This window comes from Corallincola luteus (genome assembly GCF_004336975.1).
In the GTDB taxonomy this organism is placed as follows: domain Bacteria; phylum Pseudomonadota; class Gammaproteobacteria; order Enterobacterales; family Neiellaceae; genus Corallincola; species Corallincola holothuriorum.
Window position 1 is genome coordinate 207679 of record NZ_SJXE01000003.1, and the last position, 24676, is coordinate 232354.

The 24676-nt window shown below is 49.7% G+C and carries 19 protein-coding genes; 7 read left to right on the forward strand and 12 right to left on the reverse strand.

Features of this window, described 5'->3' with window-relative positions:
* Nucleotides 1-285: 285 nt before the first annotated feature.
* From EZV61_RS09030 to EZV61_RS09075, 10 genes are all read right to left on the reverse strand, one after another.
* The gene (locus EZV61_RS09030; RefSeq protein WP_131415121.1) at nucleotides 286-1452 is read right to left on the reverse strand and encodes a 3-phosphoglycerate dehydrogenase family protein; all 1167 of its coding nucleotides are present in this window, start codon (nucleotides 1450-1452) and stop codon (nucleotides 286-288) included.
* A gap of 97 nt (nucleotides 1453-1549) precedes the next feature.
* On the reverse strand, nucleotides 1550-2665 hold the full coding sequence (locus EZV61_RS09035) for a phosphoserine transaminase (protein ID WP_130567049.1): 1116 nt from the start codon (nucleotides 2663-2665) through the stop codon (nucleotides 1550-1552).
* Nucleotides 2666-2912: 247 nt separating this feature from the next.
* On the reverse strand, nucleotides 2913-3902 hold the full coding sequence (locus EZV61_RS09040; RefSeq protein WP_131415123.1) for a DUF4382 domain-containing protein: 990 nt from the start codon (nucleotides 3900-3902) through the stop codon (nucleotides 2913-2915).
* Nucleotides 3903-4097: 195 nt separating this feature from the next.
* Entirely contained in the window at nucleotides 4098-6056 is a 1959-nt protein-coding gene (locus EZV61_RS09045) for a DUF4382 domain-containing protein (protein WP_131415125.1), read from the reverse strand.
* A 146-nt stretch (nucleotides 6057-6202) separates the two neighbouring features.
* Nucleotides 6203-7675, reverse strand: a complete 1473-nt coding sequence (gene menE / locus EZV61_RS09050) for an o-succinylbenzoate--CoA ligase (protein WP_131415127.1) — start codon at nucleotides 7673-7675, stop codon at nucleotides 6203-6205.
* Entirely contained in the window at nucleotides 7675-8640 is a 966-nt protein-coding gene (gene menC / locus EZV61_RS09055; RefSeq protein ID WP_114338269.1) for an o-succinylbenzoate synthase, read from the reverse strand. The genes menE and menC overlap by 1 nt, the downstream gene beginning before the upstream one ends.
* Nucleotides 8641-8648: 8 nt before the next feature.
* On the reverse strand, nucleotides 8649-9494 hold the full coding sequence (menB, locus tag EZV61_RS09060) for a 1,4-dihydroxy-2-naphthoyl-CoA synthase (RefSeq protein WP_131415129.1): 846 nt from the start codon (nucleotides 9492-9494) through the stop codon (nucleotides 8649-8651).
* On the reverse strand, nucleotides 9487-10284 hold the full coding sequence (gene menH / locus EZV61_RS09065; RefSeq protein ID WP_131415131.1) for a 2-succinyl-6-hydroxy-2,4-cyclohexadiene-1-carboxylate synthase: 798 nt from the start codon (nucleotides 10282-10284) through the stop codon (nucleotides 9487-9489). The genes menB and menH overlap by 8 nt, the downstream gene beginning before the upstream one ends.
* On the reverse strand, nucleotides 10277-12082 hold the full coding sequence (menD, locus tag EZV61_RS09070; RefSeq protein ID WP_131415133.1) for a 2-succinyl-5-enolpyruvyl-6-hydroxy-3-cyclohexene-1-carboxylic-acid synthase: 1806 nt from the start codon (nucleotides 12080-12082) through the stop codon (nucleotides 10277-10279). Before menD ends, menH begins: the two co-directional genes overlap by 8 nt.
* Nucleotides 12079-13407, reverse strand: coding sequence for an isochorismate synthase (locus EZV61_RS09075; protein WP_131415135.1), 1329 nt, complete (start codon nucleotides 13405-13407; stop codon nucleotides 12079-12081). The genes menD and EZV61_RS09075 overlap by 4 nt, the downstream gene beginning before the upstream one ends.
* 449 nt (nucleotides 13408-13856) lie before the next feature.
* On the opposite strand from EZV61_RS09075, the gene EZV61_RS09080 reads away from it, so the two are divergent.
* The 7 genes from EZV61_RS09080 (at nucleotide 13857) to EZV61_RS09110 (ending at nucleotide 21829) form a co-directional block, all read left to right on the forward strand.
* Entirely contained in the window at nucleotides 13857-16022 is a 2166-nt protein-coding gene (locus tag EZV61_RS09080; protein ID WP_114338275.1) for an adenosylcobalamin-dependent ribonucleoside-diphosphate reductase, read from the forward strand.
* Nucleotides 16023-16050: 28 nt separating this feature from the next.
* The gene (locus tag EZV61_RS09085) at nucleotides 16051-16749 is read left to right on the forward strand and encodes a TSCPD domain-containing protein (RefSeq protein ID WP_130567043.1); all 699 of its coding nucleotides are present in this window, start codon (nucleotides 16051-16053) and stop codon (nucleotides 16747-16749) included.
* 480 nt (nucleotides 16750-17229) lie between these two features.
* On the forward strand, nucleotides 17230-17697 hold the full coding sequence (locus EZV61_RS09090; protein ID WP_131415137.1) for a hypothetical protein: 468 nt from the start codon (nucleotides 17230-17232) through the stop codon (nucleotides 17695-17697).
* A gap of 100 nt (nucleotides 17698-17797) precedes the next feature.
* Entirely contained in the window at nucleotides 17798-18151 is a 354-nt protein-coding gene (locus EZV61_RS09095; RefSeq protein WP_131415139.1) for a hypothetical protein, read from the forward strand.
* A 156-nt stretch (nucleotides 18152-18307) separates the two neighbouring features.
* Nucleotides 18308-18598, forward strand: a complete 291-nt coding sequence (locus EZV61_RS09100) for a low molecular weight protein tyrosine phosphatase family protein (RefSeq protein ID WP_240695176.1) — start codon at nucleotides 18308-18310, stop codon at nucleotides 18596-18598.
* Nucleotides 18599-18642: 44 nt separating this feature from the next.
* Nucleotides 18643-18858 carry a hypothetical protein gene (locus tag EZV61_RS09105; RefSeq protein ID WP_114338280.1) on the forward strand — a complete coding sequence of 72 codons (216 nt, stop codon included), beginning with the start codon at nucleotides 18643-18645 and terminating at the stop codon, nucleotides 18856-18858.
* Nucleotides 18859-19228: 370 nt separating this feature from the next.
* Nucleotides 19229-21829, forward strand: a complete 2601-nt coding sequence (locus tag EZV61_RS09110) for a hypothetical protein (RefSeq protein ID WP_131415143.1) — start codon at nucleotides 19229-19231, stop codon at nucleotides 21827-21829.
* Between the two features lie 227 nt (nucleotides 21830-22056).
* On the opposite strand, the gene EZV61_RS09115 is transcribed toward EZV61_RS09110, so the two are convergent.
* Both EZV61_RS09115 and EZV61_RS09120 read right to left on the reverse strand, forming a co-directional pair.
* Entirely contained in the window at nucleotides 22057-23073 is a 1017-nt protein-coding gene (locus tag EZV61_RS09115; RefSeq protein ID WP_131415145.1) for a zinc-binding dehydrogenase, read from the reverse strand.
* Between the two features lie 58 nt (nucleotides 23074-23131).
* The gene (locus EZV61_RS09120) at nucleotides 23132-24343 is read right to left on the reverse strand and encodes a serine hydrolase domain-containing protein (RefSeq protein ID WP_131415147.1); all 1212 of its coding nucleotides are present in this window, start codon (nucleotides 24341-24343) and stop codon (nucleotides 23132-23134) included.
* Nucleotides 24344-24676 lie beyond the last annotated feature (333 nt).

Below are 24676 nucleotides of genomic sequence, written 5' to 3' on the forward strand. Positions count from 1 at the left end.
CAGTGAAGAGTGACACTGCTATGAATTCGGTTAGCGAGTTATTTAGAGTGAGATTGTGGTCACTTAATAAACGGCTAACTCAATGATTAAAAAATAGCTTTCCTGTATTGACGCTGTATCTGGGGAGAAGTTCCATCGCTGCCGATACTGAGCAGAATCATTCCTGTGTCGTGATGAGTGAGCGTGATATCTGGACATAAAAAAAGCCAGCGCTTAGAGGGCGCTGGCTTAATCAAAAACCGTCAATGTATTTGCAAACGGCAGAGTTGCTTGGCTAGCTAACCGCTACACTGCGCGAACATGGAATACGTGTTCCACGCCTGCGACTGCCGCCAGTAACTGCGCATCCGGTTGCTGTTCGATATCCAATATGGTGTAGGCGATATCGTTACGGCTCTTGTTCAGCAGATCGATCACGTTAATGTTCATGTCGGCTAACAGCGCAAGTACCTGACTTAGTACCTTAGGCACGTTGTCGTTGGCAAAAGTCAGTCGATAGCCATGGGTACGTTCCATGCGGATCTGAGGGAAATTTACCGAGTTTTTGATGTTGCCGTTCTCAAGGAAGTCGACCAACTGGTTAGCGCCCATGATGGCGCAGTTTTCTTCCGCTTCTACGGTACTGGCACCTAAATGCGGTAACAGTGAAACCTTGTCATTGCCAAGCAGTTCCAGGCTTGGAAAATCGCTGATATAGCGGGCAACTTTACCCACTTCCAGCGCAGCAAGCATGGCATCATTATCGACGATCTCGCCGCGAGCAAAGTTCAACAACTTCAGCCCCTGTTTTGCTGAGGAGAGCGCTTCGCTATTGATCATCCCTTTAGTGGCTTCAATCGCTGGCACATGCAATGTGACATAATCACATTTGGCTAACAGAGCGCCGAGGTTTTCCGCTCGCTGCACATCGCTGGATAAGCGCCATGCGGCTTCAACACTGATCGCCGGATCATAGCCGATCACTTCCATGCCTAGTTCCAGCGCCATATTGGCGACATTGGCACCAATGGCACCAAGACCAACAACGCCCAGGGTTTTGCCTGTTAGCTCAACACCGGCATAGGCTTTCTTACCCTTTTCGACCTCTTTATTTAGGATCGCCGGGTCGGTTTCTGTGAGTGCTTGCACATACTGCATCCCTTCACAGATACCGCGACTGCTTAGCAGCAAGCCCGCTAATACCAACTCTTTTACCGCATTGGCGTTTGCGCCAGGGGTGTTAAATACCACCACACCGTTGTGGGTGCATTCGTCGATGGGGATATTGTTGACGCCAGCACCAGCACGGGCGATGGCATTGACTGAATCTGGGATCTGGTCAACGGTGAGCTTATGACTGCGTAGCAAGATCGCTTCCGGTTGAGCGATCTCCGAGCCAACCTCATAACTGTCGCGGCTGAATCTGTCTAAACCACGGCTGGCGATTTGATTGTAGGTACGTATTTTTCTCATTGAATCCGTCCAACGTTTTTATTGTTGTTAAGTAGGGAGGCGCTGTTGCACCTCCCTTTAGCCTTTGTGTTTTCTTATTGGGATCTGCGTGCGCTGATTAAGCGGTCACGGTTTCATAGGCGTGCTTGAGCCAAGGCAGCATCGCTTGCAGATCACTGGCTTCGACTGTGGCACCACACCAAATCCGTAAGCCTGCAGGGGCATCACGATAGGCGCCAATATCATAGGCGATCGCTTCCTGGTCCAGACGTTGGATGATCGCTTTAACCTGCTCAGGACTCGCTTTCAGTGTTAAGCAAACGGAGGTGTTAGAGCGGATCTCTTTACTGTCAGCAAGGAAGTCGATCCAGTCATTGGCAGCAACAAACTGCTCAACAACGGCTAAGTTGTTTTCGCTCTTGCTAACAGCCCCTGCCAGTCCACCGATATCTTTTACCCAGTTCAGGGCATCCAGATAATCTGCGACACAAAGCATGGATGGAGTATTGATAGTCGCCCCTTGGAAAATGCCCTCAATCAATTTGCCGCCCTTGGTCAGGCGGAAGATTTTCGGCAGTGGCCATGGTGGGGTGTAGCTTTCCAGGCGAGCAACAGCGCGCGGGCTAAGTACTAGAACACCGTGAGCTCCTTCACCGCCGAGCACTTTCTGCCAGCTAAAGGTGGCAACGTCGATCTTTTCCCATGGCATATCCATAGCAAACACCGCGCTGGTAGCATCACATAAAGTTAAGCCTTCACGATCATCAGCGATCCAGTCGCCATTAGGCACTTTGACGCCTGAGGTGGTGCCGTTCCAGGTAAAGACAACGTCATTGGCCGGATTGGCCTGTGACAGGTCTGGCAGCTGACCATAATCAGCCAGGTAGTTGTTTACATTGTCCAGCTTAAGCTGCTTGAGGATGTCGGTTAACCAGCCGCTGCCAAACGATTCCCAGTGAAACACATCAACCGGACGAGAGCCCAGTAGTGACCACATCGCCATCTCCATAGCACCGGTGTCAGAGCCGGGGACGATGCCGACCAGATAGCCTTCCGGTAGGCCGAGAATTTCGTGGGTATCTTCGATAGCCTTTTTAAGCATCGCTTTGCCCGGCTTAGAGCGGTGTGAGCGGCCTAGAATCGTCGTATCTAGTTGGCTAAGATCATAGCCAGGGCGCTTAGAACAAGGGCCTGATGAGAAATTAGGATTAGCGGGTTTAACAGTGAGTGTCATTTTGGGTTACCTGCATAACAATTCAAAATAGTTGATTAATTGTGCAAACTTTCCGCACTCTACATCACTCTTTCTGTTTTGTCTTGTAGGTCTAACGCGTTATGGAAATAAAGCAGATGATTTATTGATTTTGGATAAATGTGGTGGCGCAAACAGCTAATCTTCATTGCGCCACCATCATGTTAATTGTTTGATTTTTATATACAAGTACGTTGATTATGTTTCGCTGAATGGGAAAAACAGCGCTCTATAGTGGAAAATCCTGAGTACGTACTTGTAGAGCATTAACTATCAGCTCAACAATGTTACCGTTGGGTTGCGGCACCAAGATGTTATCGTAGAATTCTGGATCATCGCCATTTTCACCGGTTTGACAGGCGTAGGCCACGGTATACGAGCCTTCTGGAACAAATCCGAATTCGTACATGTATTCGCCGCTTTCATTATTCATAGTAATACCGGTACTCGCGTAAGGAGCGATGGCGCCTGCTGGCGCTCCATTGCCTTCAACGCTGGCATCGAACAGATCACTCAGCAGACTCGGATCGAGTTCTGAACCGGAATAGAGGTATACCAAATGGCCACTATCCCCACAATTGATGTCGGCGAGCAATGCGTCTAAATCAACGGTACCTGATATGGCGCCTGCTGTTCGATTGTCGGTCAGCGCTATGCCGTTGGATTTCAGATTGTATGTATCGCTAGCGTCCTGATAGACCAGTGATTGTCTTAGATTGAACTCGACAGTAAAACGCTCTGTTTTGTCGGTGCGTAGGTTAAATTCACCCAGTTCGATCACTTCCTCTGTCAGGTTTAATTCTTTAATCGCGCCGTCGCTCTCTTCGACATAGGAAAGCGTGGCATCACCGGTCAGGAGTGTTAGCTCCATTTTCGTGTAGTTACCACTTAGAATGCCTGCACTCTCAATAATGGAGAATTGCGAAGAGCCTTGGTATTGCAATAGATCGATAGCAACTGTGTCAGCGTCAAAAATATCTTCATCGCTATTGGTAAACGTATCAAATACTAAAAAGGCATCCCCTTTATACAGCGTCACCTTGTCTAAGGTAATGACGACTTTACTCGCGTCATCTACGGGGGCGTCTGAAATTGCTAAATAAAAATCGGTGGTATTTGTATCATAATCGACATCAACAAAGTCATCGTCCCAGCATCCATTAACCAAGCTCGATGCCGCTAGAATAAGCACTAATTTTTTAAAAGACTTCAGTTGCATAACGTTCAATTTTCCACTGCACAATGTAGCTACAGGGTATACAGGAGCGTAGAAATATTCTAGTCGTTGGTATTGCTTTATTTCATGAACTTTTCTTTGAATATTTAGGAAGGACGCAGATAAATAATAGGGATAAAAAAGACCCAGCAATCTACTTGCTGAGTCTTAGTCTGGCGTGGGGGTGAGGTTGCTCTACTACTGTGCTTGACCCACAGGAGCACAAGCGTCGTCTACGGATAGATCACAGCTGGTTTCTGTGTCTTCAGCCACAGTGACAGCAACCGTGGCATCCGTCGGTGTGGGTATCGCAAGCCCTTCGAAGCTGTCAGGATCATCCTCTGTTGTACCGCAATGCAGTGTCAACGTATGGGTGCCTATGGGAACAAACCCGAAATTAAACGCGCCAGTTTCATCTGTTGCAACACTGGCGAACGGCTCGACAGCTGTCACATCCGGATTCATCTCAGGATCGTATTCATCACCCAAGGTGCCCTCAGGGCTTCCGGCATAGAGATAAGCCACACTGATAGCGCCATCAGCTGCACATTCTGCAGAGGTCATCAAGGTATCGCCAACCATACCTGAGATCGTTCCTGTGCCTGCATTATCCACTAGGCTCACTCCGCGAGGTTTGAGGATGTAGCGATCAGGGCCAGGGTTGTACGTCATAGACTTACGCAGATTAAAGTCGATGGTGAGGTTGGAGCCAGTGTCACCCAAGCTGAAACCACCAAGCTTTAGCGTACCGGATGGAAGCTTCAACTCTTTGATGAAAGAGTCGTCTTGTGGATCATCGCCTTCAGGCAGCTGTTCATTGACGTATGAGAAGTCCGTATCTTCGTCGATAACGTCTAACCAGACATCGTTATAGTCACCTGGCGCAACCTCTTCATCTTCTAGCAGAATAAATTGCTCACCGCCGGTGTAGTCGAGCAGGTTCAGTGTGATAGTGTCTTTGGCGACCTTGCCCTCTTCTGTTGAGGCATCACAGCTTTCGTCATCGGTATCACCCTCTTCAGCATCAACCGTAAAACAGTCGAATACCTGATCGTCATTCCCTTCCTGTTTTAAGGTGATTACGTCAATGGTGATAACCACTTCATCAACGTCATCCACTGGAGCATCAGAGATCCCCAGCGTCAGAGTGTCCATGGCGAGTGGGAAGTCCTGTACGGTATCTGCTCCAGCCGTCACCGTGACCTCTGTGACATTGTTGGCTGGCATAGGAACGGTTATGCCATCGTAAAGCTCGGGGTCATCACCTGCTTCGCCCGCGTCACAGGCGTATGCCAGCGTGTGGGTGCCTGCGGGTACAAAGCCAAGTTCATAAACGTAGTTGCCTGAATCTTCATCCATCATGATGCCCGTGCTGGCAAAGGGCGCTATTGCACCTTCTGGCGCCCCGTTATTTGCAACGTCTGGGTCAAATTCATCGCTTAACAAGGATGCATCCAGTCCAGAGCCAGCATAGAGGTAAACAATATGGCCGCTGTCGGCACACATGGGATCAGCCAGCAGGGTATCCAGGTCGATTGTACCCATCAGCGTGCCAGTATCTGCGTTATTGGCTAGGGAGACACCGCGAGGCTTCAGGTTGTATTCATCGGGACCCGGCTTATAGGTCATAGACTTTCTGAGGTTAAATTCAATGGTGAAGTTTTGTGGCGCATCTGCGGACACTTCAAAACCACCCAATTTCAGTTCGTCGCTGGGCACTTTTATCGACTTAATGGCACCATCAGTTTCTTCGACATAGGAGAGAGCAACATCTTCATCCAGGATCTCCAGCAGCATATCGGAGTAGCTGCCCTCCGGCACGTCCTCTCCTTCGATAATGATAAACTGACTGCCGCCCTGAAACTCTAATAGGTCAATCTGGATGGTTTCAGCATCAGTGATCCCTTCATCGCTGTTGTTGAAGGTTTCAAACACCAGATCATCAGCCCCTTCACGTCGTAATGTGACAGTGTCAATGGTGATGACCACTTTGTTGGCGTCATCGACAGGTGCATCAGATACGCCCAGCGTAAATGCGGCTATTTCACCGGTATCGTCATCTTCATCATCATCGTCGTCGCTACAGGCTCCGAGCAGAGAGGTGCTGATAACCAGCGCTGCTATCCAAGGCCATTTTGTGTGATTAAATCTCATCATACCGTTCTTCCTGTTGTTATCAGTGGAGAGTGGAGAGTGGAGAGTGGAGAGTGGAGAGTGGAGAGTGGGTTTAGATAAACATAATAGTTCAAAAATTTACTTGTGCCGAAGTGGCTGTTTTGCTGATAACGGGGAGGTTCAAAATCCTATCTTGATGAACAACGCTTGAGGCAAATTGTGGCCGCTTGCTGTTTTAACGATTGGCGATCAGGTTTTGTATCTATGGGTTGCGCTGGTAGGGGCAGCCAGCCATGGGGGCACCATAGTGAACCTAATTTGTGACGTATTTCCTTGCTCAGCGCTTGTTGCTGTTGCGGTGACAGCGGATTGGTATAGGCGATAGGGCTGTGACCCCACTCCTCGTCTGCCACAGCGACAATAACCGCCTGTTCGATTTCCGAGTGTTGCAGTAATAGCTGTTCGATCTGTTCCGGCACAATGTTTTCTCCGCCACAAACGAAGCGGTTATCTTTGCGGCCAATCAGTCGTATGCCTTGCGCTGTTTGTTTGGCGATGTCGCCGGTGGCAAACCAGCCTTGGGCATTTCCCAGAGAGATGAGTTTTCCTGCGCGCCAATAGCCTAGCGCCAAGGTGCCGCCTTTTACTTCCACCTCTCCGACACCTGAGAGTCGCAGTTGAGTCTCAGGGAGCGGTTGTCCGACAATATTGTCACCCACGGCGGGGCCGGTGCAGATCTGTGAACTCATTTCCGTCATGCCGTAGCTGGTGAAGCAGTTGAGTCGATGTTGCTTAGCGCGATCCAGCAGTGACTGGTCGATGGCGCTGCCGCCTAACAGCAGATATTTCAAATGGGTAAGTGAATCGCTATCTGCTTGTTCTAATAGCCGATAAAGTTGGGTGCTGACCAGTGACAGATGAGTCACCTGTTGCTGGCTGATCGCGTCTAGTATGTCGCTCTGTTCGGCAAGCACCATCGTCGCTCCAGCATGTAAGCAGCGAAACAGGATCGCCATGCCGCCAATATGGGCTAACGGCAGCGAGAGCAGCCAGCGATCTGCTCTTTTGAGGGGGATTAACTGCTGGCTTGCGGCTGCACTGGCTAAATGATTTGCCAAGCTGTGCGCTACCGCTTTGGGTGTACCGCTGCTACCTGAAGTGAATATCAGATCCATCGGCGCATCTGCTGCTAATTCAAGCTCGTGTTGCGGTTGAGCAGGCGTGGTGTCGCTGATGTTGTTTGCTAGCTTCGGCGGCGGAATGATGGCGATGCTATCGGGTTGTGCGTGTGGCGCAGAATCATCTGTACTATTTGTACCAGCGGCATCATCGGCACCATTGGCACAAATGATGCCGTTGGCCGCAATACTGTCGAGCAGTTGCTGTTGCCGGGATAGGGGTAAACGGTGATTGAGCGGGGCGACGATTAGCCCCTGCCGTAAACAAGCCAAAATAGCGATGATCAACGCCAGTGAGTTTTGCCCTTGCCAAGCCAAGCGTTGGCCGCGGTTGAAACCATATTGCTGCAGTTCGTTGGCGTAATCTGCGACTGCCTGATCCAGCTGGAGATAACTGATCTCGCCATGAACGTCCGATAGGCAAGCGATCGCTGTTGGATCTTGTATTGCAATATTGCGCAGCGGGCAGGTTAGCTGGGACATCAACTTTGCCAGATAAGGTGCCAGTGCGCTGGCGATATCGCTGCGGCGTCAGTGTCTGCTGACGGTATGGACGGCAAGGTATGGGGTTGCAGATAGTGCAGGGTGTCTAAACCGGGGAGCTGCTGAGGACTCCATTGCTCGGCCAGTGTCGCCAGCTGACTGGTGCCCAGAGAGCTTTCGTAACTGGCGCTGACAATCACCTTGATCTTGTTTTGTTTGGCCCAGTTCACCAGCTCCTGACAACGGGCGAGCCCCCCGACGAGAGAGGGCTTAATTACCAGCGCGCTTAAGCCTTCAAATGCGGTAGGCATAAACAGAGGGTCTTGCAGGTGCTCATCCAGCGCTATGGGATAACCGCTGGCACCCAGGCAAACGCTAGCGGCAAGGGTGTCACAAGGCTCTTCGATGAAACTGACTTGTGACATATCCACTGCGCGGCAGAAGCTGAGTGCTTGTTCAAATGACCATTGGCGATTGGCATCCAAGCGGAACTCGGTCACCGGCATCTGGTCGAGCAGTGCTTGCATCAGTTTCTGTTCTTGTTGCAGTGGTGCCCGTGCGACTTTGAGTTTGACGCAACGGGGCAGGTTCGGGAAGCCTTCGACCTGTTCCAATATATCTGCTGGCTGGCCTTGCAGCAGCATGGCTCTTTGCGTGGGGGCGGTGGCGAAGTTGATCTGCTGTTGAGCGCAATCAATGGCAAAAGCGACAGAGGGCTCAGGGGCGATCAACGACTCTCCCTCGATAAGGCGGCGTAGGTGATAACGTGCACTGTCGATTGCTTGCGCTAATGACTCCTGGCTAAAGCCTGGTAGCGGGGCGATTTCACCCCAGCCACGCTGGCCATCAGCGAAAGTGAGTTCAACGATGGCGCCGCTGCGTTGCTGCCTTTGCTCAGCCCAAGAGAGTGGCTCAGTCAGAGGCAAGTCGTAACGATAAAGGTTGGCAGCGGCGATCCTGTTCATAAACAGCCTCAGGGGTTGCGGGTGAACTTATCGAAGTCCGGAGCACGCTTTTCGTTAAAGGCGTTACGCCCTTCCTGCCCCTCTTCGGTCATATAGAACAACATGGTGGCGTTACCCGCCAGCTCCTGCAGGCCGGATTGACCATCGCAGTCGGCGTTCAAAGCGGCTTTCAGGCAGCGTAGGGCCATCGGCGAGTTCTGCAGCATCTCGCGGCACCAGCGTACAGTTTCTTGCTCTAGCTCAGCCAAAGGTACCACGGTGTTAACCAGCCCCATATCCAATGCCTGCTTGGCATCATATTGACGGCACAGGAACCAGATTTCACGAGCCTTCTTCTGGCCGACAATACGTGCCATGTAGCTGGCACCAAAACCGCCATCGAAGGAGCCCACTTTAGGACCTGTTTGTCCGAAGCTAGCATTGTCTGCGGCAATCGTCAGATCGCACATCAGGTGCAAGACATGACCGCCACCGATGGCATAGCCAGCCACCATCGCCACAATGGGCTTCGGGCAGGTGCGGATCTGACGTTGAAAATCCAGCACATTAAGATGATGGACACCCTTATCATCTTTATAGCCACCATAGTCGCCGCGTACCCGCTGGTCGCCGCCAGAGCAAAAGGCGAGATCCCCTTCACCCGTTAAAATAATGCTACCGATCTGCGAGTCGAAACGGGCATCATCCAATGCCTTGATCATCTCCATCACTGTTTGCGGACGAAAAGCATTTCTGACTTCAGGCCGGTTGATGGTGATCTTAGCGATCCCTTCGGCCTTGTGATAACGGATATCTTCAAATGCTTGGCCAGCGTCCTGCCATTGAATTGGTGCGTAAAGTTCCTGTTCAGTCATGTTGTTTGCCGATTACCTGAATTGCTTGTTGAAGGATCTGAGTAAATTGTAGTGGATCTGCGTGATGGGTATTGTGGCCTACGTCATCGATAGCGTGAACCCTGATAGCCGCATTAAGTTGTGCGATCTGGTTGCCGATATCAGCAAATTTCTTGTCTTGACGGCCATAAATATAAAAGATGGGCAGTGCCGAGTCGCTTAGCCAGGGACGCAGGTCGGGCTGTTTACCCAAGCTAAGGCCATTTAACATGGTGGCTAAGCTATTGCCCCAGGCATGACTGCGCAGGGCTACCAGTTGCTGTCGTTGGTGTGGGCTGAGGTCGGCGAACACGCTTTGTTGATACCACTGTTTCAACACCGTATGGATAGGTTGTCTGGCAAAGCGTTGACTCCAGCGTTGATCTGCCTCTATCCGTTGCTGTTGCGCGGGTACTTCCGCGAGCCCTGGATGACAAGATTCCACGATGAGCCCTTGCAAACCTGTGGGCTGTTTTGACCCGTGATACATGGCGATACGGCCACCCAAAGAGTAACCAACAAGTAGATAGCGCTGGATCTGATGCTCTGCCAAATAGCGGCATAGCCATCGGTCTATGGCGTCAAAATCGACCTGTTCAGGCATATTAGCAGCGGGTAAACCGTGGCCGGGCAGGTCGGGCGTATGAATTTGCCAGTTTGCTGTGTCCTGCGCGTCTGCGCCGAGCTGAGCGATCACCGTTTGCCAGTCGTTGCCAGAGCCGAGAAAGCCGTGCAAGAACACTAAGGCTGGCGCTGCTGACTGATCAGTCATCGCTGGTTTCTCGGTGAGAACCCTGCTGCAGGTCGTGATCGTTAAACGCTGCAAATAGCTGCTTTAGTTGCGCCACACTTTGACCGGGTTCAACCATCACTTCGATGACCACAGGGTGATTTGTGGATAGGGCATGGGTGAGCTGCTGGCTAAATGCTTGTGTATTGCTCGGCTGCTGATAGTCGAGGGCAAAGCCCTTACACACATCTGCCAGTTGCCACTGGGTTGGCTGTTGAAACAGCGGCTTCATGGCATGCTCGGGCACCGGCAGGATCTGGAATATATTACCGCCATCATTGTTCAGTACCACCACCGCCAGTGGGCCCTGGTGCTTGCTCAACAAGGCTAATGAATTCAGATCATGGAGCAGTGACATATCGCCTATTAACAAGGCGAGTGGCCGATGGGGTGTGGCCTTGGCGATGCCGACGGCGGTGGCAAGCAAGCCGTCGATGCCACTGGCGCCTCGGTTACTGTAGAGCGGCGCTTGTAGGTGGCCGCTAAACAGCTCTAGCAAACGTACGGGCAAGCTGTTGCCTGTCATCAGGCGATGGGCTTGGGTCATTGTCTCGGCAAGCCGTTTGGTCACACTGATCTCGGTGACCGGGCTGATGGCTGACGGACAACTATCATCCACTAACCGTTGGATCTGCTGTTGCGCTTGTTGCTCTTTGTTATTGATCTGCTGCGCGAGTTCTATGGCATGCGAAGCTTCGTTTACTAAGGCCGCAGGTAACGCTGCTGAGTGCACTTGGCACCAAGGCGCGATGGCGGACTGGATCTGACGACTGGCTTTATTCAGTGGATCTAATGAAGTTGTTGATGGCGACACCAACCAATAGTTTGGCAACGCTGTGGTTGCCAATGCCTGCATTAACCGTTTCGAGACTAAGCGGCCACCAAACTGCAAGATTAAGGCGGGCTGGCTCATTATCTGCTGCGCGTCAGCGCTGTTGAGCCAGAGATCAAAGTAGCAGGCGCTGTCTGCGTCATCACGGGATTGCGATTGCAGATCCGCCAATAGCGGCCAGCCCAACTGCTTCGCCAGAGCCTTGACCGCGTAGGCCTCTGCTGCCGTCATAGCCCCTGCGATAATCAGCCCACTTTGTTGGCTTAGCGCCAGCCAGTCAGGTTGCAGTGCAACAGGCGCTGGTGTTGTAGTGCTGCGGAATTCTGCGGCAAAAAACGTCGCCGCCTCGCTATCCGCTTCCGCAAATTCATTTTTTTGTTCAGGGCTTATATAGAGTGGTTCGCGGAATGGACAGTTGATATGGACCGGTGCGGCTTGATGATCACGGATACGCTGTATCAGCTGTTTGGCATAGCTAGCCAACTTATCGGCTGAGCAGGCAAATTCATCTGCCGGAGGCAGATGGATCGCTTCGCTCACGTAACTACCGAATATATTGCGCTGTTGGATCGCCTGGTTGGCACCGCAGTCAATCAGCTCTGCTGGTCGGTCTGCGGTGAGCAGCACAAGCGGGATACCCGTTTGATAGGCTTCAACGACAGCGGGTAGTAGGTTGGCAACTGCAGATCCTGAGGTGACAACAATCGCCACAGGGCGGCCGCTGGCTTTGGCCAACCCCAACGCCAAAAAGCCTGCGCCGCGTTCATCAAAGTGGGTATGACGCTGAATATCAGGGTGTTGCGCAAAGGCTAGGGTCAAAGGCGCTGAGCGAGAGCCCGGTGCGATCACAACGTGCTGGACACCCGCTTGGTACAGCGATTCAACCAACCAGAGACTCCAGCGCTGGTTGCGCCAGGCCGTTGTCTGGCTTGCCGTTTGTTGGCTCATTTTTGTCCCATCAGGCTGCGTACCGTGGCGACTTTGTTGTCTAGCTCTTGCCACTCTTTATGGGCATCGGAGCCATCAACAATCCCTGCGCCAGAGTAAAGTGCCAACTGGCAGCCTTCAATATGAGCACTGCGGATGGCGACACTAAACTCACTGTTAGCATGGCTTAGATAACCAATCGCGCCAGCATACCAGCCACGTTGGAAGGGTTCATGGGCAGCAATAAAGCGCAGCGCATCGGCTCTGGGGGTGCCACCAACGGCGGGTGTGGGATGCAGTCGAGCCAGCAGATCGGCATCGCAGATCTCTTTGCGTAAACGGCCATGGATGGCGCGCTTGAGGTGCTGCAAGCGGTTCAACTTAAGTACTTGCGCCCGATCATCGTAGCTTAGGGCATCACAGATCGGACCGAGACGCGATAAAATATCATCCAGCACGATACGATTCTCACGCCGGTTTTTGCCGTCACCAAGCAGTGCCATCGCGATCAGACGGGCATGTAACGGGTCTTTCGGTCGCACATCGGTTCCTGCGACCGCTTCGCTCAATAGTTGACGACCATCGCGCTTGAACAGGCGCTCGGGGGTGCAGCCGATAAAACTGCTCTGGTTATCAAGTTGCAAGGCAAAAGGGGTGCTGTGCTGATTGGCTTGGTGCCAACGTTGTAGCAGCAACCAGGGATCACAGGGTTGTCCGGTTGTCAGTAACTGACGCCGGGCTAACACCACTTTCGATAGAATGGGCTGTTCCGCTAATGCCTGACTTACCAGCTTCGCCCAACTGGCCTGCTCCGGTGAGTTACACACCGCCAATACGTCGGGTAAAGGCGGGCATGGGGAGTGAGCCGGTTGACGAAGTGTGTGCAGTGCATCCTTGGCGGCAGCCATTTCGTCTGTGAAGCTGTGTGCTTCATCAACCCATAAGTTAAGGGTCAGGGTGATGTTGTCATCTTGCCGTTGCCATAATAGTCGCGGCAGAAAAAACAGTGGCTGCTCGGTGCCGGGGGTGTTGGTGTCATCAAAGGGCAGGGCGCCCATGATCACTAGCGGTAAAGCGGCTGATTCACTTAAGCAGTGACTCGCCTCATTGGCAGTGGCAAATTTACGCACACAGCCGGTGGCTGCGAGCTCTTTATCTGACTCACGGCTTTGCCAATAGGCCTTGGGATATTGGCTTTGTGCTTGCAGCCACGGAATACCACTGACTCTGTCTAGTGTCTGAACCAGTTGCAGCGGCCCACGAAACGGACCCAAGTTGGATAACTGCGTCAGTAAAGGTATCGACGGATCAGATTTCGCTGGGATCGGAAGTTGCCGCACTGCCATGGTTGGCGGAGTCCATAGTTTTTACTCTGAAGAACATTTTGAAGCAAATTCATAGGCCTGCAAGCCCAGCGTGAAAAACTGTTGATTCATGGCAATATCATGCTGGTAAAATTGGCATATTGATTTTATTAATGTTTTCTTTCTTGTTGGTACTTGGTAACGCTATCACCTACTACATATAGTGTTTTTTCTAAGATTATTCACATCATTGTGGGTTTCGTGGTTAATATCACAAATCCTAAAATTTAATTTTTTCGCCAACCCCGCGCCGTAAAAGGCTTGCTTCGATTTCGCCCTTAAAATTGCCCACAAGGCGCGCTTGTCAATAATGTATTTCATAAACACTAGATATATACTTTCGCCATTGTTGATGGCACTAGATGTTGTGTTTGTAGTGGACATCATGTGTATAGCCTGTGAATAAGTAATCCGAATAGGGAGACCCCGGTATGGCCCGCGCCACTGCTACCGCAAAACAACAAGAAAACGCGGAAGTCCAACTCGAACTTCAACCTGCTTCTTACGACATCTGGGATAAGAAATATCGCCTGAAAGATAAGCAGGGTGTTGCGCTGGACAAAGATCTCGATGACACCTTTCGCCGTGTTGCGAAAGCCACCTCATCGGTTGAATTGACGCCCGAGTTGCAGAACGAGTGGTATGAGAAGTTTTTGTGGGCATTGCGCAACGGCGCTATCCCTGCTGGCCGTATTACCTCTAATGCCGGTGCCGAGGCTTATAAGCCAGCCACTTCTACCATCAACTGTACCGTATCCGGTATCGTTAAAGATTCGATGGATGGCATCCTGAATAAGGTGCACGAAGCTGGCCTGACCCTGAAAGCGGGTTGCGGTATCGGTTATGAATTTTCTACTTTGCGCCCGAAGGGTGCGTATGTTTCTGGCGCAGGTGCTTATACGTCAGGACCTCTGAGCTTCATGGATATCTTCGACAAGATGTGTTTCACCGTGAGTTCAGCCGGTGGCCGTCGTGGTGCGCAGATGGGTACGTTTGACGTATCTCATCCAGATGTAATGGATTTCGTGCGTGCCAAGCGTGAAGATGGTCGCCTCCGTCAGTTCAACCTCTCTTTGCTGATCACCGCTGACTTTATTGAAGCGGTGAGAGCCGATGCCGACTGGCCATTGTCGTTCCCGTTGACGCAATCCGAGATCGATACCGACTCGTTGGATGTGAACAACAAAGAGCAGGTGGTTTGGCGTCCATGCCCATTTGATATCAACTATGCCCGTGAGCAAGAGTACGTGCTGAATGATCGCGGTGATGTCTGCTGCCGTGTGTTTAATACCGTGCGTGCCCAGCGTTTATGGGACGTGATCATGAGTTCAACTTATGACTATGCCGAGCCAGGATTTATCCTGATCGACAAAGTTAACGAGATGAACAACAACTGGTTCTGTGAAACCATTCGTGCCACTAACCCATGTGGTGAACAGCCGCTGCCTCCGTATGGCGCGTGCTTGTTAGGCTCGATCAATCTGACCAAATTTGTGGTTAATCCATTTACTGAGCAAGCCTCTTTCGATTTCGAGAAGTATCGCGAAACCGTGGCTATCTTCACTCGCATGTTAGACAACGTGGTTGAGATCAACGGCCTGCCATTGGGCAAGCAGCGTGACGAGATCATGAACAAGCGTCGTCACGGTATGGGCTTCCTTGGTTTAGGCTCAACCCTGACCATGCTGGGCATGAAGTATGGCGATGCTGCGTCGGTTGATTTTACCGAAGAAGTGGCGCGTGAAATGGCGGTGGAAGGCTGGCGTGAAGCACTGCGTTTGACCGAAGAGAAAGGCGCAGCACCGATCATGGAGCAAACCTTCACTGTGACGGAAGATATGTTGGTGAATCGCCCTGAGATGCGCAAAGACGGCATCAAAGTAGGCGACGAACTGGCAGGTAAAGTACTGCATGGTCGCTATAGCCGTTACATGCAACAGATCGCTGAAGTTGACCCTGAGCTCGTCGAACAGTTGATCGAGAAGGGCGCACGCTTTACTCACCATAGTTCTATCGCACCGACCGGGACTATCTCGTTGTCGATTGCCAATAACGTTTCGAACGGTATCGAGCCATCATTCAGTCACAAGTACATTCGTAACGTGATCCGTGAAGGTAAGAAGACCAAAGAGCCTGTGGCGGTTTATAGCTACGAGCTGTTGGCCTACCGCGAGTGGATCGATGCCGATGCTGAGCCAGAAGGCGGCTCTTTACCGGATTACTTTGTGACAACGGATCATGTCTCGCCATCACAGCATGTGGATATCCAAGCAGCGGCACAGAAGTGGGTAGACAGCTCAATCTCCAAGACCGTGAATGTACCTACCGATATCGCTTATGAAGATTTCAAAGGCTTGTATCTGTATGCTCACGAGAAAGGTCTAAAAGGTTGCACCACCTTCCGCTTTAACCCGGAAGCGTTCCAGGGCGTATTGGTGAAAGAGTCAGACCTGGAAAATACCGAATATGAGTTCTCCCTTGATGACGGCACCACCGTTAAGCTCAAGGGTAATGAAGAGATTGAATATGACGGTGAAGTACACACCGCAGCTAACTTGTTTGATGCCTTAAAAGAAGGCTACTACGGCAAGTTCTAAGCGACGTCGACTACACTGGAGATTAGAGATGACTATTAAAATCGACAAAAAAATCGTTGGTTACAAGGTGTGTAGCGAGCAAGACAAGCTAGATGCGCAAGCTGCCGCCGAACAGGAAATCGCGGATAACGTGGTGACTTTGCACGAAAAGATTGATCGCCCAGAGATGCTGATCGGCAGTACTTATAAGATCAAGCCGCCAGTATCTGAGCACGCGTTCTATATCACTATCAATGACATCCTGCTCAACGAGGGTACGGATCACGAGCACCAGCGTCCGTTCGAGATCTTTATCAACTCGAAGAACATGGAAGATTACTCTTGGGTGGTTGCACTGACACGAGTGATGTCTGCCGTATTCCGTAAAGGTGGCGATGCGACCTTCTTGGTGGAAGAGCTTAAAGCGGTATTTGACCCGAAAGGTGGTTACTTCCAGCCCGGTACCGGTGTTTATATGCCATCCATGGTGGCTGAGATCGGTCAGGTGGTAGAGCGCCACATGAAGCGCATCGGTCTGATTGGTGGTGGCGAAATGGATGCCCGCCAAAAAGCGTTGATTGAAGAGAAACGCAAAGCCCATGAAACCGCTGGCAAAGCCTCAGAAACTGAAGGTGCGACCTCGTTCCCACCGGAAGCTGTGCAATGCGGCAAGTGTCATCAGAAGTCCGTTATCAAGATGGACGGCTGCATGACCTGCTTGAACTGCGGTGACTCTAAGTGTGGGTGAGCCGTGACCGAAGCGTAGCTTCGCAGCACGGCGAAGTGGAGGCATGGATGCCGACAGGATTTAGCCCCATGGATGGGTTAATTAGCTGAACTCTAAAAACCGAAGCCTAGAGCTTCGGTTTTTTTATGCAGGAGTGTGGCAGCTAGGTGCCAACTTCGGTTATTCGCCTCTGCCACAACTTCCCGTCAATGACTACGTCATAGCAATCAATGCGGGCTGCCTTAAACTGCTCAATTCTGTGAACAATAGCTTCACCAGCATCAAAGTCGGTAATCTCTATAATTCGACGTAATTTGGGTAGCTGTTTAGGCTTCTCATAATCTTGACTTGGTTAAGATCCTTGTTTGGCTAGCTTGCTGTATGATTGTTCGATGTTTTTCTGATGTTTGTTAGTTCGACGATACCTACGCACCTCCTACCTTGTAAGGTAGGCTAACCTTGCAAGGTCGTACTAATACACTGTTAACTGTCTGTAGAAGCATGAAACTAGAACTAGTACATTGTAAGCGGTTATCACCAGAACTATTCGAAAAGCATCCTGTTTGGGCTGAGTACTATGAGCCTGACGATGAGCACCGAATGGTTGAGGATGGTTTCGATCGGGCAGAGGTACAGCGAGAATTAAAGAGGGTCAAATATTCGGATGACTATTTGATCCCATTTATTAATTACGATAAACCATCGCCATATGAATTCACTATTTACAAAGCAAGTGCAACAGTGAATGATTCCAAGGTTCTTTTCGCCACTCTTTTTGTGATGGAGAATACTGTTAACTCTGTGACTATTTTTGTGGGTAATGAGCAGTTTGTCTTAAATCTAACAGATTCTGACTTCAGCGAGGAAAAGGAGTTATGTGCTGCTTTAGAAGTAAAATCAATCTTTTCTCTTACGGTTAGGTCGGATAAAGGCATTGAATTTAATGAGCGTTTTGAGTCTGGAGCGTAAAGCAGTTAACAAGCACAGTCTGTCGGACGTCAAAACCTTCGCTCCTTCGTAGCTACGGCTTTGTCGCCGCAGCTGTGGGCGTTATATTCTTAGTTGAATCATGAAGATACCAAGCTTAGAACAAACAAAAGAAGAAAAAGACTTCTCATGGTTTGAGACTCAGCAAGACAGGTTCGCTTTCACTGCGCGTAAGAAAAATGGTTGTAATGAATCCCACTATGTCGTGGATAGCGCTGCATTTGTTAGCACCTCCGAACCACATCTGGAATACAACCATGATCGCCCGTGCGCACTAGGTGTTACTGGAGAAGTAGTAGAAACCTGGGAAGACGGCGTTTTCGTCGTTTCAGCTAATGGCTTTGATTTCTGGGTTGAGCCTGATGACATAGACGGTGAGGCGTCAATAGGGCAGTTTTACTCATTGAAAATCAGCGACTTTACTGTCTATGTCTAGTTTTGAAATCGAATATAACAAGGCGCTTAAATACCGGTCGCTTCGCTCCCGGGGACAAAGGCCACGACGCGGCGGAGCCGCAGGCCTTTGCCCTTTAGCTTGGCGTTGTATACCTAAGTAATTATGAATCTACTTTTCGTTTGCAGTGAGAATAGGTTGCGCAGCCCAACCGGTGAGGAAGTGTTTTCAGCTTATGAAGGCGTTCAAGCTATTGGTTGTGGCACAAACTCAGACGCTGAAACACCATTGTCAGGTGACTTGGTTGAGTGGGCTGATGTCATCCTGGTGATGGAGAAAACCCACAAAAATAAAGTATCAAAGAAGTACAAAAATCTGCTGAAGGGTAAGCGCTTAGTATGCTTAGATATCGCTGATATCTATGACTGCATGCAGCCAGAGTTAGTAAAGCTGCTTAAAGCTCGTGTACCCAAGTACGTCCAACTTTAGTGGCTCGGCATATAATTGGGCGTTATGTGTAAAAAGGAGGAGTTATGGCGGTAATAGTTGAAGCAAACTGTTTTGGTCCAATAGATTACAATCCACCTGTCGAATTACCCATTAGAGAATATGTCCTTGAAAAAGAATATCTTCTTATGAGTAACCGAAAACTATTGGTTACGAATACAAAAAGTACGTTTTGTCTGGATAAAACCGGCGTGTTCGATCATTTGTATATTCCAACCTCTTTAAGTAAAAAAGAGCCTTAACTTAGGCTCCGTATTTGAGATATATGCAATCGAATCTACACGTGACAAGCTCAGCCATCCGACGCCAAACTGTGGTGCGGTACCGTGATAGGTAACCCTGCGAGCAGAAGTGCTAGGCGCAATCCAATGCGAGAAATCGAGTATATGGCCCCGCGCCAAATAATGCCTAAACCTTGTTTTTCGCCAGTTAGCTATTGAGTGGAACAAGATAAAAGGAATTATTTATAACCATTAAAAGATGTCCTGCCTGTCGGCCTATAAACAACTCTCTCCTCTGCATATTTGTGACCTTACCTATTGAAAAATAAGGTTTACAATTCAATGATGGTTTTAATGAAAACAGTATTCAACATTGGAAGGCTGGCGCAATATGGATCGTTCAATAGAAACCAAAACCTATTTGGAAACGCTTCGGCTGAAAGACGCTCAGCCAGAGGAATTGGCAAAGATTGCCGAGCTCGCTGCGCCGCTATTTTGCTGCGCGGCGACTCTTCATCCCTGCGCTGATAGGAGAGCGTTGGAGGCTGCGGCTAGGCGAGATGATTTGCCGCTATGGGCACAAATTGGATTGGCATTGTACTCAGACGATGAAGATTTACTCGACGGTTTCATCAACAGCTCTGATAAGAACCTACATTTGGCGGTCAGTGACAATCCTTATTTGACCAAATGTCAGGCGCTGAGCCTGATCGCCAACAGCGATGATTTGGAGACCTGGGCATTTCTGGGAAGTAGGCATCTCGACTCAGTGGAGGTGCTGCAAGCGCTGACTTGTCAGAAAGGTCGAAACTCCGCTTGGCAGGCCAGAATAAAATCGTTGCTGAATCCCTGTACCGCAGGCAAACGATTGAAAGAATTGTTTTGGAACATGAAGCCTAGAACCGTATTTGTGGCCCGACTGATTGCTCGTCACCCACGGTGCCCAAGTGAACTGCTAAAGCTGCTCGCGTGTTATTTGCCTCTGGATGTGGCTAGGAACCCTACTTATGTAGAAAAAATGCAGAATGCTCCACAAAGCGTAGGGGCTACGCCTTTTAGTAAAAACAGGATCAATGAGTATCTGGGAAACCTTTTTGCGCCAGCGTTTTTATTAGACTGGCTCATCGACAACGACACGGAATTGAAAAATCTCCGTCGTTGTATTTCATCGGTTGAAGTTAACCCCAATAAAGTCCGTTGGATGGTGGTATCAGGAGACTCCACTATACAACGTAAGTTTGTCCAGTGGCGGGCGGGCCGTGAGTACTCCGAATATGAATATCGGATGCTCGCATTTACAGGCGGCCCAGGTGTTAAAAAATTGCTGGTAAAATGGGACGCTGTCAGCGATGCCCTGCTACTCGAGTTGGTCAATGATCGTTCGGCGGAAGTGGCCGAGCTTGCTCGGGAGCTGGCTGTACAACGCAATTTAAAGTTTACGGTAGTGAAATCAAAGAAAAAGTCTCCCAACAAAGCCCAGCGGATTGAAACCGCTATTAATACGACTGAACCAGAGAAACTTCTAAAGCTAGCGAAAGATAGAGCAAAAGATGTCCGAGCTTCTGTTGCTAATAATGTACACACACCGGTCGAAGCCCTCTCTCAATTAGCATTCGATACTGAAGACTCGGTGAGCTTTCCAGTACTTGAGCGATTAGTGTACTTCGGCCCACAGTCCTTGATCAGATCGTCAAAGTTTCAGCACCAAGTTGACTTAATGCTAATGAGTCAACAGCACAGCTTGAAAGTGAGGAGTTGGGCTACTTTACTTCATAAAGATACAAGCCGTCAGGCCCCACTATACTCTGGTACTAATCGAGAACTGGACCGATTAATTCTGAGTAGCTGCGGCGCCCCGCACTTTATTGAAGAGATATTGGCTTCAATTCGAGAAGATAGTAAACCCGAAGTTGCTAAGCAACTTGCTCGCAATTCTCATATGACTTTGGAACAGAAACTTACATTTCCTGTCGAGAAGTATCCTGACCAGCTTTCAGACCTGCTGTTGTGCACTCAAGATAAAGCTGAATATATGATGATCGTGCGTAAGTTTAAAGATGTAGTGAACTTGCATGGCATTACAAGGGTAACTTCTAGTGAAAGAGAAGACTTCAGCTCGGCAGAGATTTTTGAGATGTATGAAGAATTTCAGCCAAACGGATTCTTAGCGCTTGCCGGAGGCCTATTACATAAATTGCCCCCCGAAAAGGCAGTTCTTATTTTTGAAAAACTCATTAATCTAGACAAAATAAGTGTTTGTAATTCAGCGTATTGTCCAGAGGTCAGCAGTGCATTGCGGGATATGCTAATTGACGCCGAAAAATGGGATCCCCTGTGCTCGCTTATTACGCTATATCCCCAGCCCAAGTCAGTCATCCAAGAGCTAGTTGAAAAGCCAGCGCCAAATCTTCATGCCTGCATTGCGCTAAATTACACTCTCACTGAACAGCAGGTTACGCAGCTGATAAGCAGTAAAGATTCTAATGTCCGAGAGGCGCTGGCGAAAAAACAGAGTCTGAGTGAAGAACAATTGGATGTACTGTGCAGAGATCTGGAAATTAGAGTGATCAATGGCTTACTCTATTCAGACAAGGTTAGTAGCGATCGCCTGCCTACTTGGACTATTTGCCGCGCAATGGCTCCAGGTTACTCTAATGAAATTGACAAGAAAGCACAGGCTCTTTTGGAAGAACGTGGGATCCGCCAAGACATGGCGTACCTAGAGCAAACTGCAGTACTGGAACTGTTCGATTTAGCTATTTCGACGCGAAAATTTAATCAGCTGTTGGCTGAGCACGGCGTCATTGAATTGGTGGATGATTATGGTGGTTATAATAATGATGGTTACCTCATTAAAGCGAAGCAGTTTACTAGAAAAGCCCGCCATTTCGGTTTTGATCTCAGTGACAAGGATTGGAAATCTCAATTGCAGTTCTTTCCTGTGACGTTTCCTGATTTGTTGGCAGAACTTGGAGTACCAGTTTCGCCCTGAAGCAGAAAGCGCTCAAGTAACGGTGTATTAATGCGTAGCATTTTAGTCGGTGCTGGAATCGGAATTTGGTAAATCAAGAAAGATATATAGAGTTAAACAATACCCTGCTGGGAACGACGTATCTTTTGCTGCTATGAGATGACCGGAATAGAAAACCGAAGCCTAGTGCTTTGGTTTTTTTGCTGCAACTAAAATGTCTGCAATCAAAAGAATGCCAAGTCTTTACATTACTTGTTCACCGTCAATACCACTTTCCCCAAGTTTCTGCCGCTGCGCAGGTATTCAATTGCATCGAGTGCGTTTTCAAACTCAAATGTGTGGCCGACGTGGGGCGGGGCAATGTTGACTTGCTGCATGGCGGCGAGCTGTTCTTTAAGCAATGCAGTCTGCTCCCAAAGCCAAATCAGGTTAAACGCCATCACGGATTTGTTGTCGCTGATCATCGGCATGATGTCGTATTTGGGGCGTTTCAAATATCGCCAGGCGGCTTTCAGGTAATTAGGTCGATTTTTTCCCGGAGTAAATTCAGCCGCGCCAAACACTACCAGCCGACCCATGGGCGACAAATGGTCGAAGCTGGCGGTTTGCACCTCACCACCGATGGCGTCTAATACAAGATCAAATTGGCGACCGGCTTGTTTCAGTTGTTTGCTGAACGAACCCTGACGAACGAGAACGTCATCAAAGCCCTGTGAATTTAGAAAGGCTTGTTTGTCTGGCGAACTCACCGTGCCTACGGGGTTGCCGCCTAAGGCTTTAACTAGTTTCATTGCTTGCAGGCCGACGCCACCTGCCGCGCTATGAATTAATACCGTTTGGTCAGATTTAAGGTTGCCGAGTTCGGTTAAACCATACCAAGCGGTCAGGGTTTGCACCAGATAGGCGGCACCTTGTTCATGACTCCAATTGTCAGCCAATGGCACCAGATAATCTGGTTCAATATCTATGGTGTCGCAATAGCCGCCAAAGCGAGTGACGCCCATAATGCGATCACCTAACTTGAAAGGAGAGTTGTGACCCTTGCCCAGCGCAGAGATCACGCCAGAGAATTCCAACCCGGGCGTGAATGCGCCTTTAGGGGTGGCGCTATACAAGCCTGTTAAGGCAAAGATATCGGCAAAGTTAAGTCCAACGGCTTTCACATCGATCCGGATCTTTTCTGCGGCGAGTGCGGGCAGTGAGGCTTGCTGCAGCCTTAAATCGCTAATGGCCCCAGCTTTTGGGGTTTGCCAAAATCGAATCATGATATATCCGTGCTCCCAATCGATGCTTTGGTAACTTTTATCCGTTAACTTTCAGCCATTAACTTTTTGCCGGCTTTTCGTCCGTCAGTTTATACGCTTGTGACCAAAATTCCGTGGAGATCTCGCTGATGCTATTTGATTCGGCGTTGATCAGTACGGCGAACCCCACGCCTAGGGTAGGCGAATAGCCGATATCGGCGCGGAAGCCCTGTACCCAGCCAGAGTGGTAAATAATTGGGTAGTCTTTGAATTGATAGATGCGCCAGCCGTAACCGTAGTGTGCGTCTTCTAAATAATCCCGCCAATGCTTTCGTTTTAAGTCTTTGCGGGTGCGGATGCGAGGCTCTGTCAGCTCTGCGATCAAGGCCGGTGTCAGTACCTTTGGTGCGTGGCCTAAATTGGCGATCAGCCACTTGCTCAAATCGGTAATGCTGGCGTTAATACCTGCGGCCGTGGCTACTTTGTAGTAGTCCGGGGTGACCTTTACGGTACGCCACACGTATGACTTAATGGCTTTGCCATTCCTATCTTTTTTGCCAGTGTTGACCCTGTTAATTAGCACGTGGGGCTTTGCGCTATTTTTAGCTTGTTTGAACTTTTCGAGTCCTAGCGATGCGTTAGCCATACCTAGCGGCGTAAACAAACGTTGCTCAAGTAGGGCTTCGTAGCTTTGTTGTTGGCTCTGCTCGATAGCTGGCTCTAAGAAGCCGTAGGCGATGTTTTGATAGCCATAACACTGTGCAGGTTGGCATACCGGTACTACTCGTTCAAATCGGCGGATCACTTTCTCCATGCTCCATTTTTCATGCAGCAGGTTGTCATAAGCATTGGGTACCAAGCCCGTGGTGTGGCTCAGCACATGCTTTACTTTGATTTTTTTCGCCGCGCCTGGCGTTGCAAGGTGAAACTCCGGCACATATTGGGTGATGGGCGCATCCAGATCTAACTGTTTCTCATGGGCCAGCATGGTGGTGATGGTGGCGGCAAAGGGTTTGGAAACCGAGGCCAAGCGGAACACGGTATCTGGAGTCACAGGCTGTTCCGCTTGCATATCCAGATGACCAAAGGTCTTCACTTCAACGACCTGGTCATCCTTGATAATGGCATAGGCGCCACCAGGAATGCTTTTATCCGCTAGTAATGCGCTTACATGCTGGTTAAAGCTTTTCAGAAATTGCGCCTGCTGGTCAGCGGGTGCAGCCGTTGAAGCGGCGACTGCAGGTACATGCGTTAAGAGCAGCGAGAAAAGCGTGAAAAGAGAAAATCTCATTAGCGAAGGCCGAGGCTGAAAAAATGAAATAATACGGCGTGATAATTAAATGTCCATGCCACATTTGCAGTAGAAGTGCTGCTTAAGCGACTGACATTAGATGGTTGATTCAATCTGTGATTTGGCAATGGTCGAGGGGCACCATGGTATATGTTATCGCCTCGTTTACGCGTCATGTTTATCCTTGTGATCCTAGCGTTTTCAGCGATAAGCACATCACTTTTTTGTCATCCTCACCATTGGGGCTACTCATTTGTGTTGGACTGTTTTATGGGGAGGGAGTGTTTGGGGCCGCTTTATCAAGGTGAAGATGAGTCGACACGTAATGCCAAA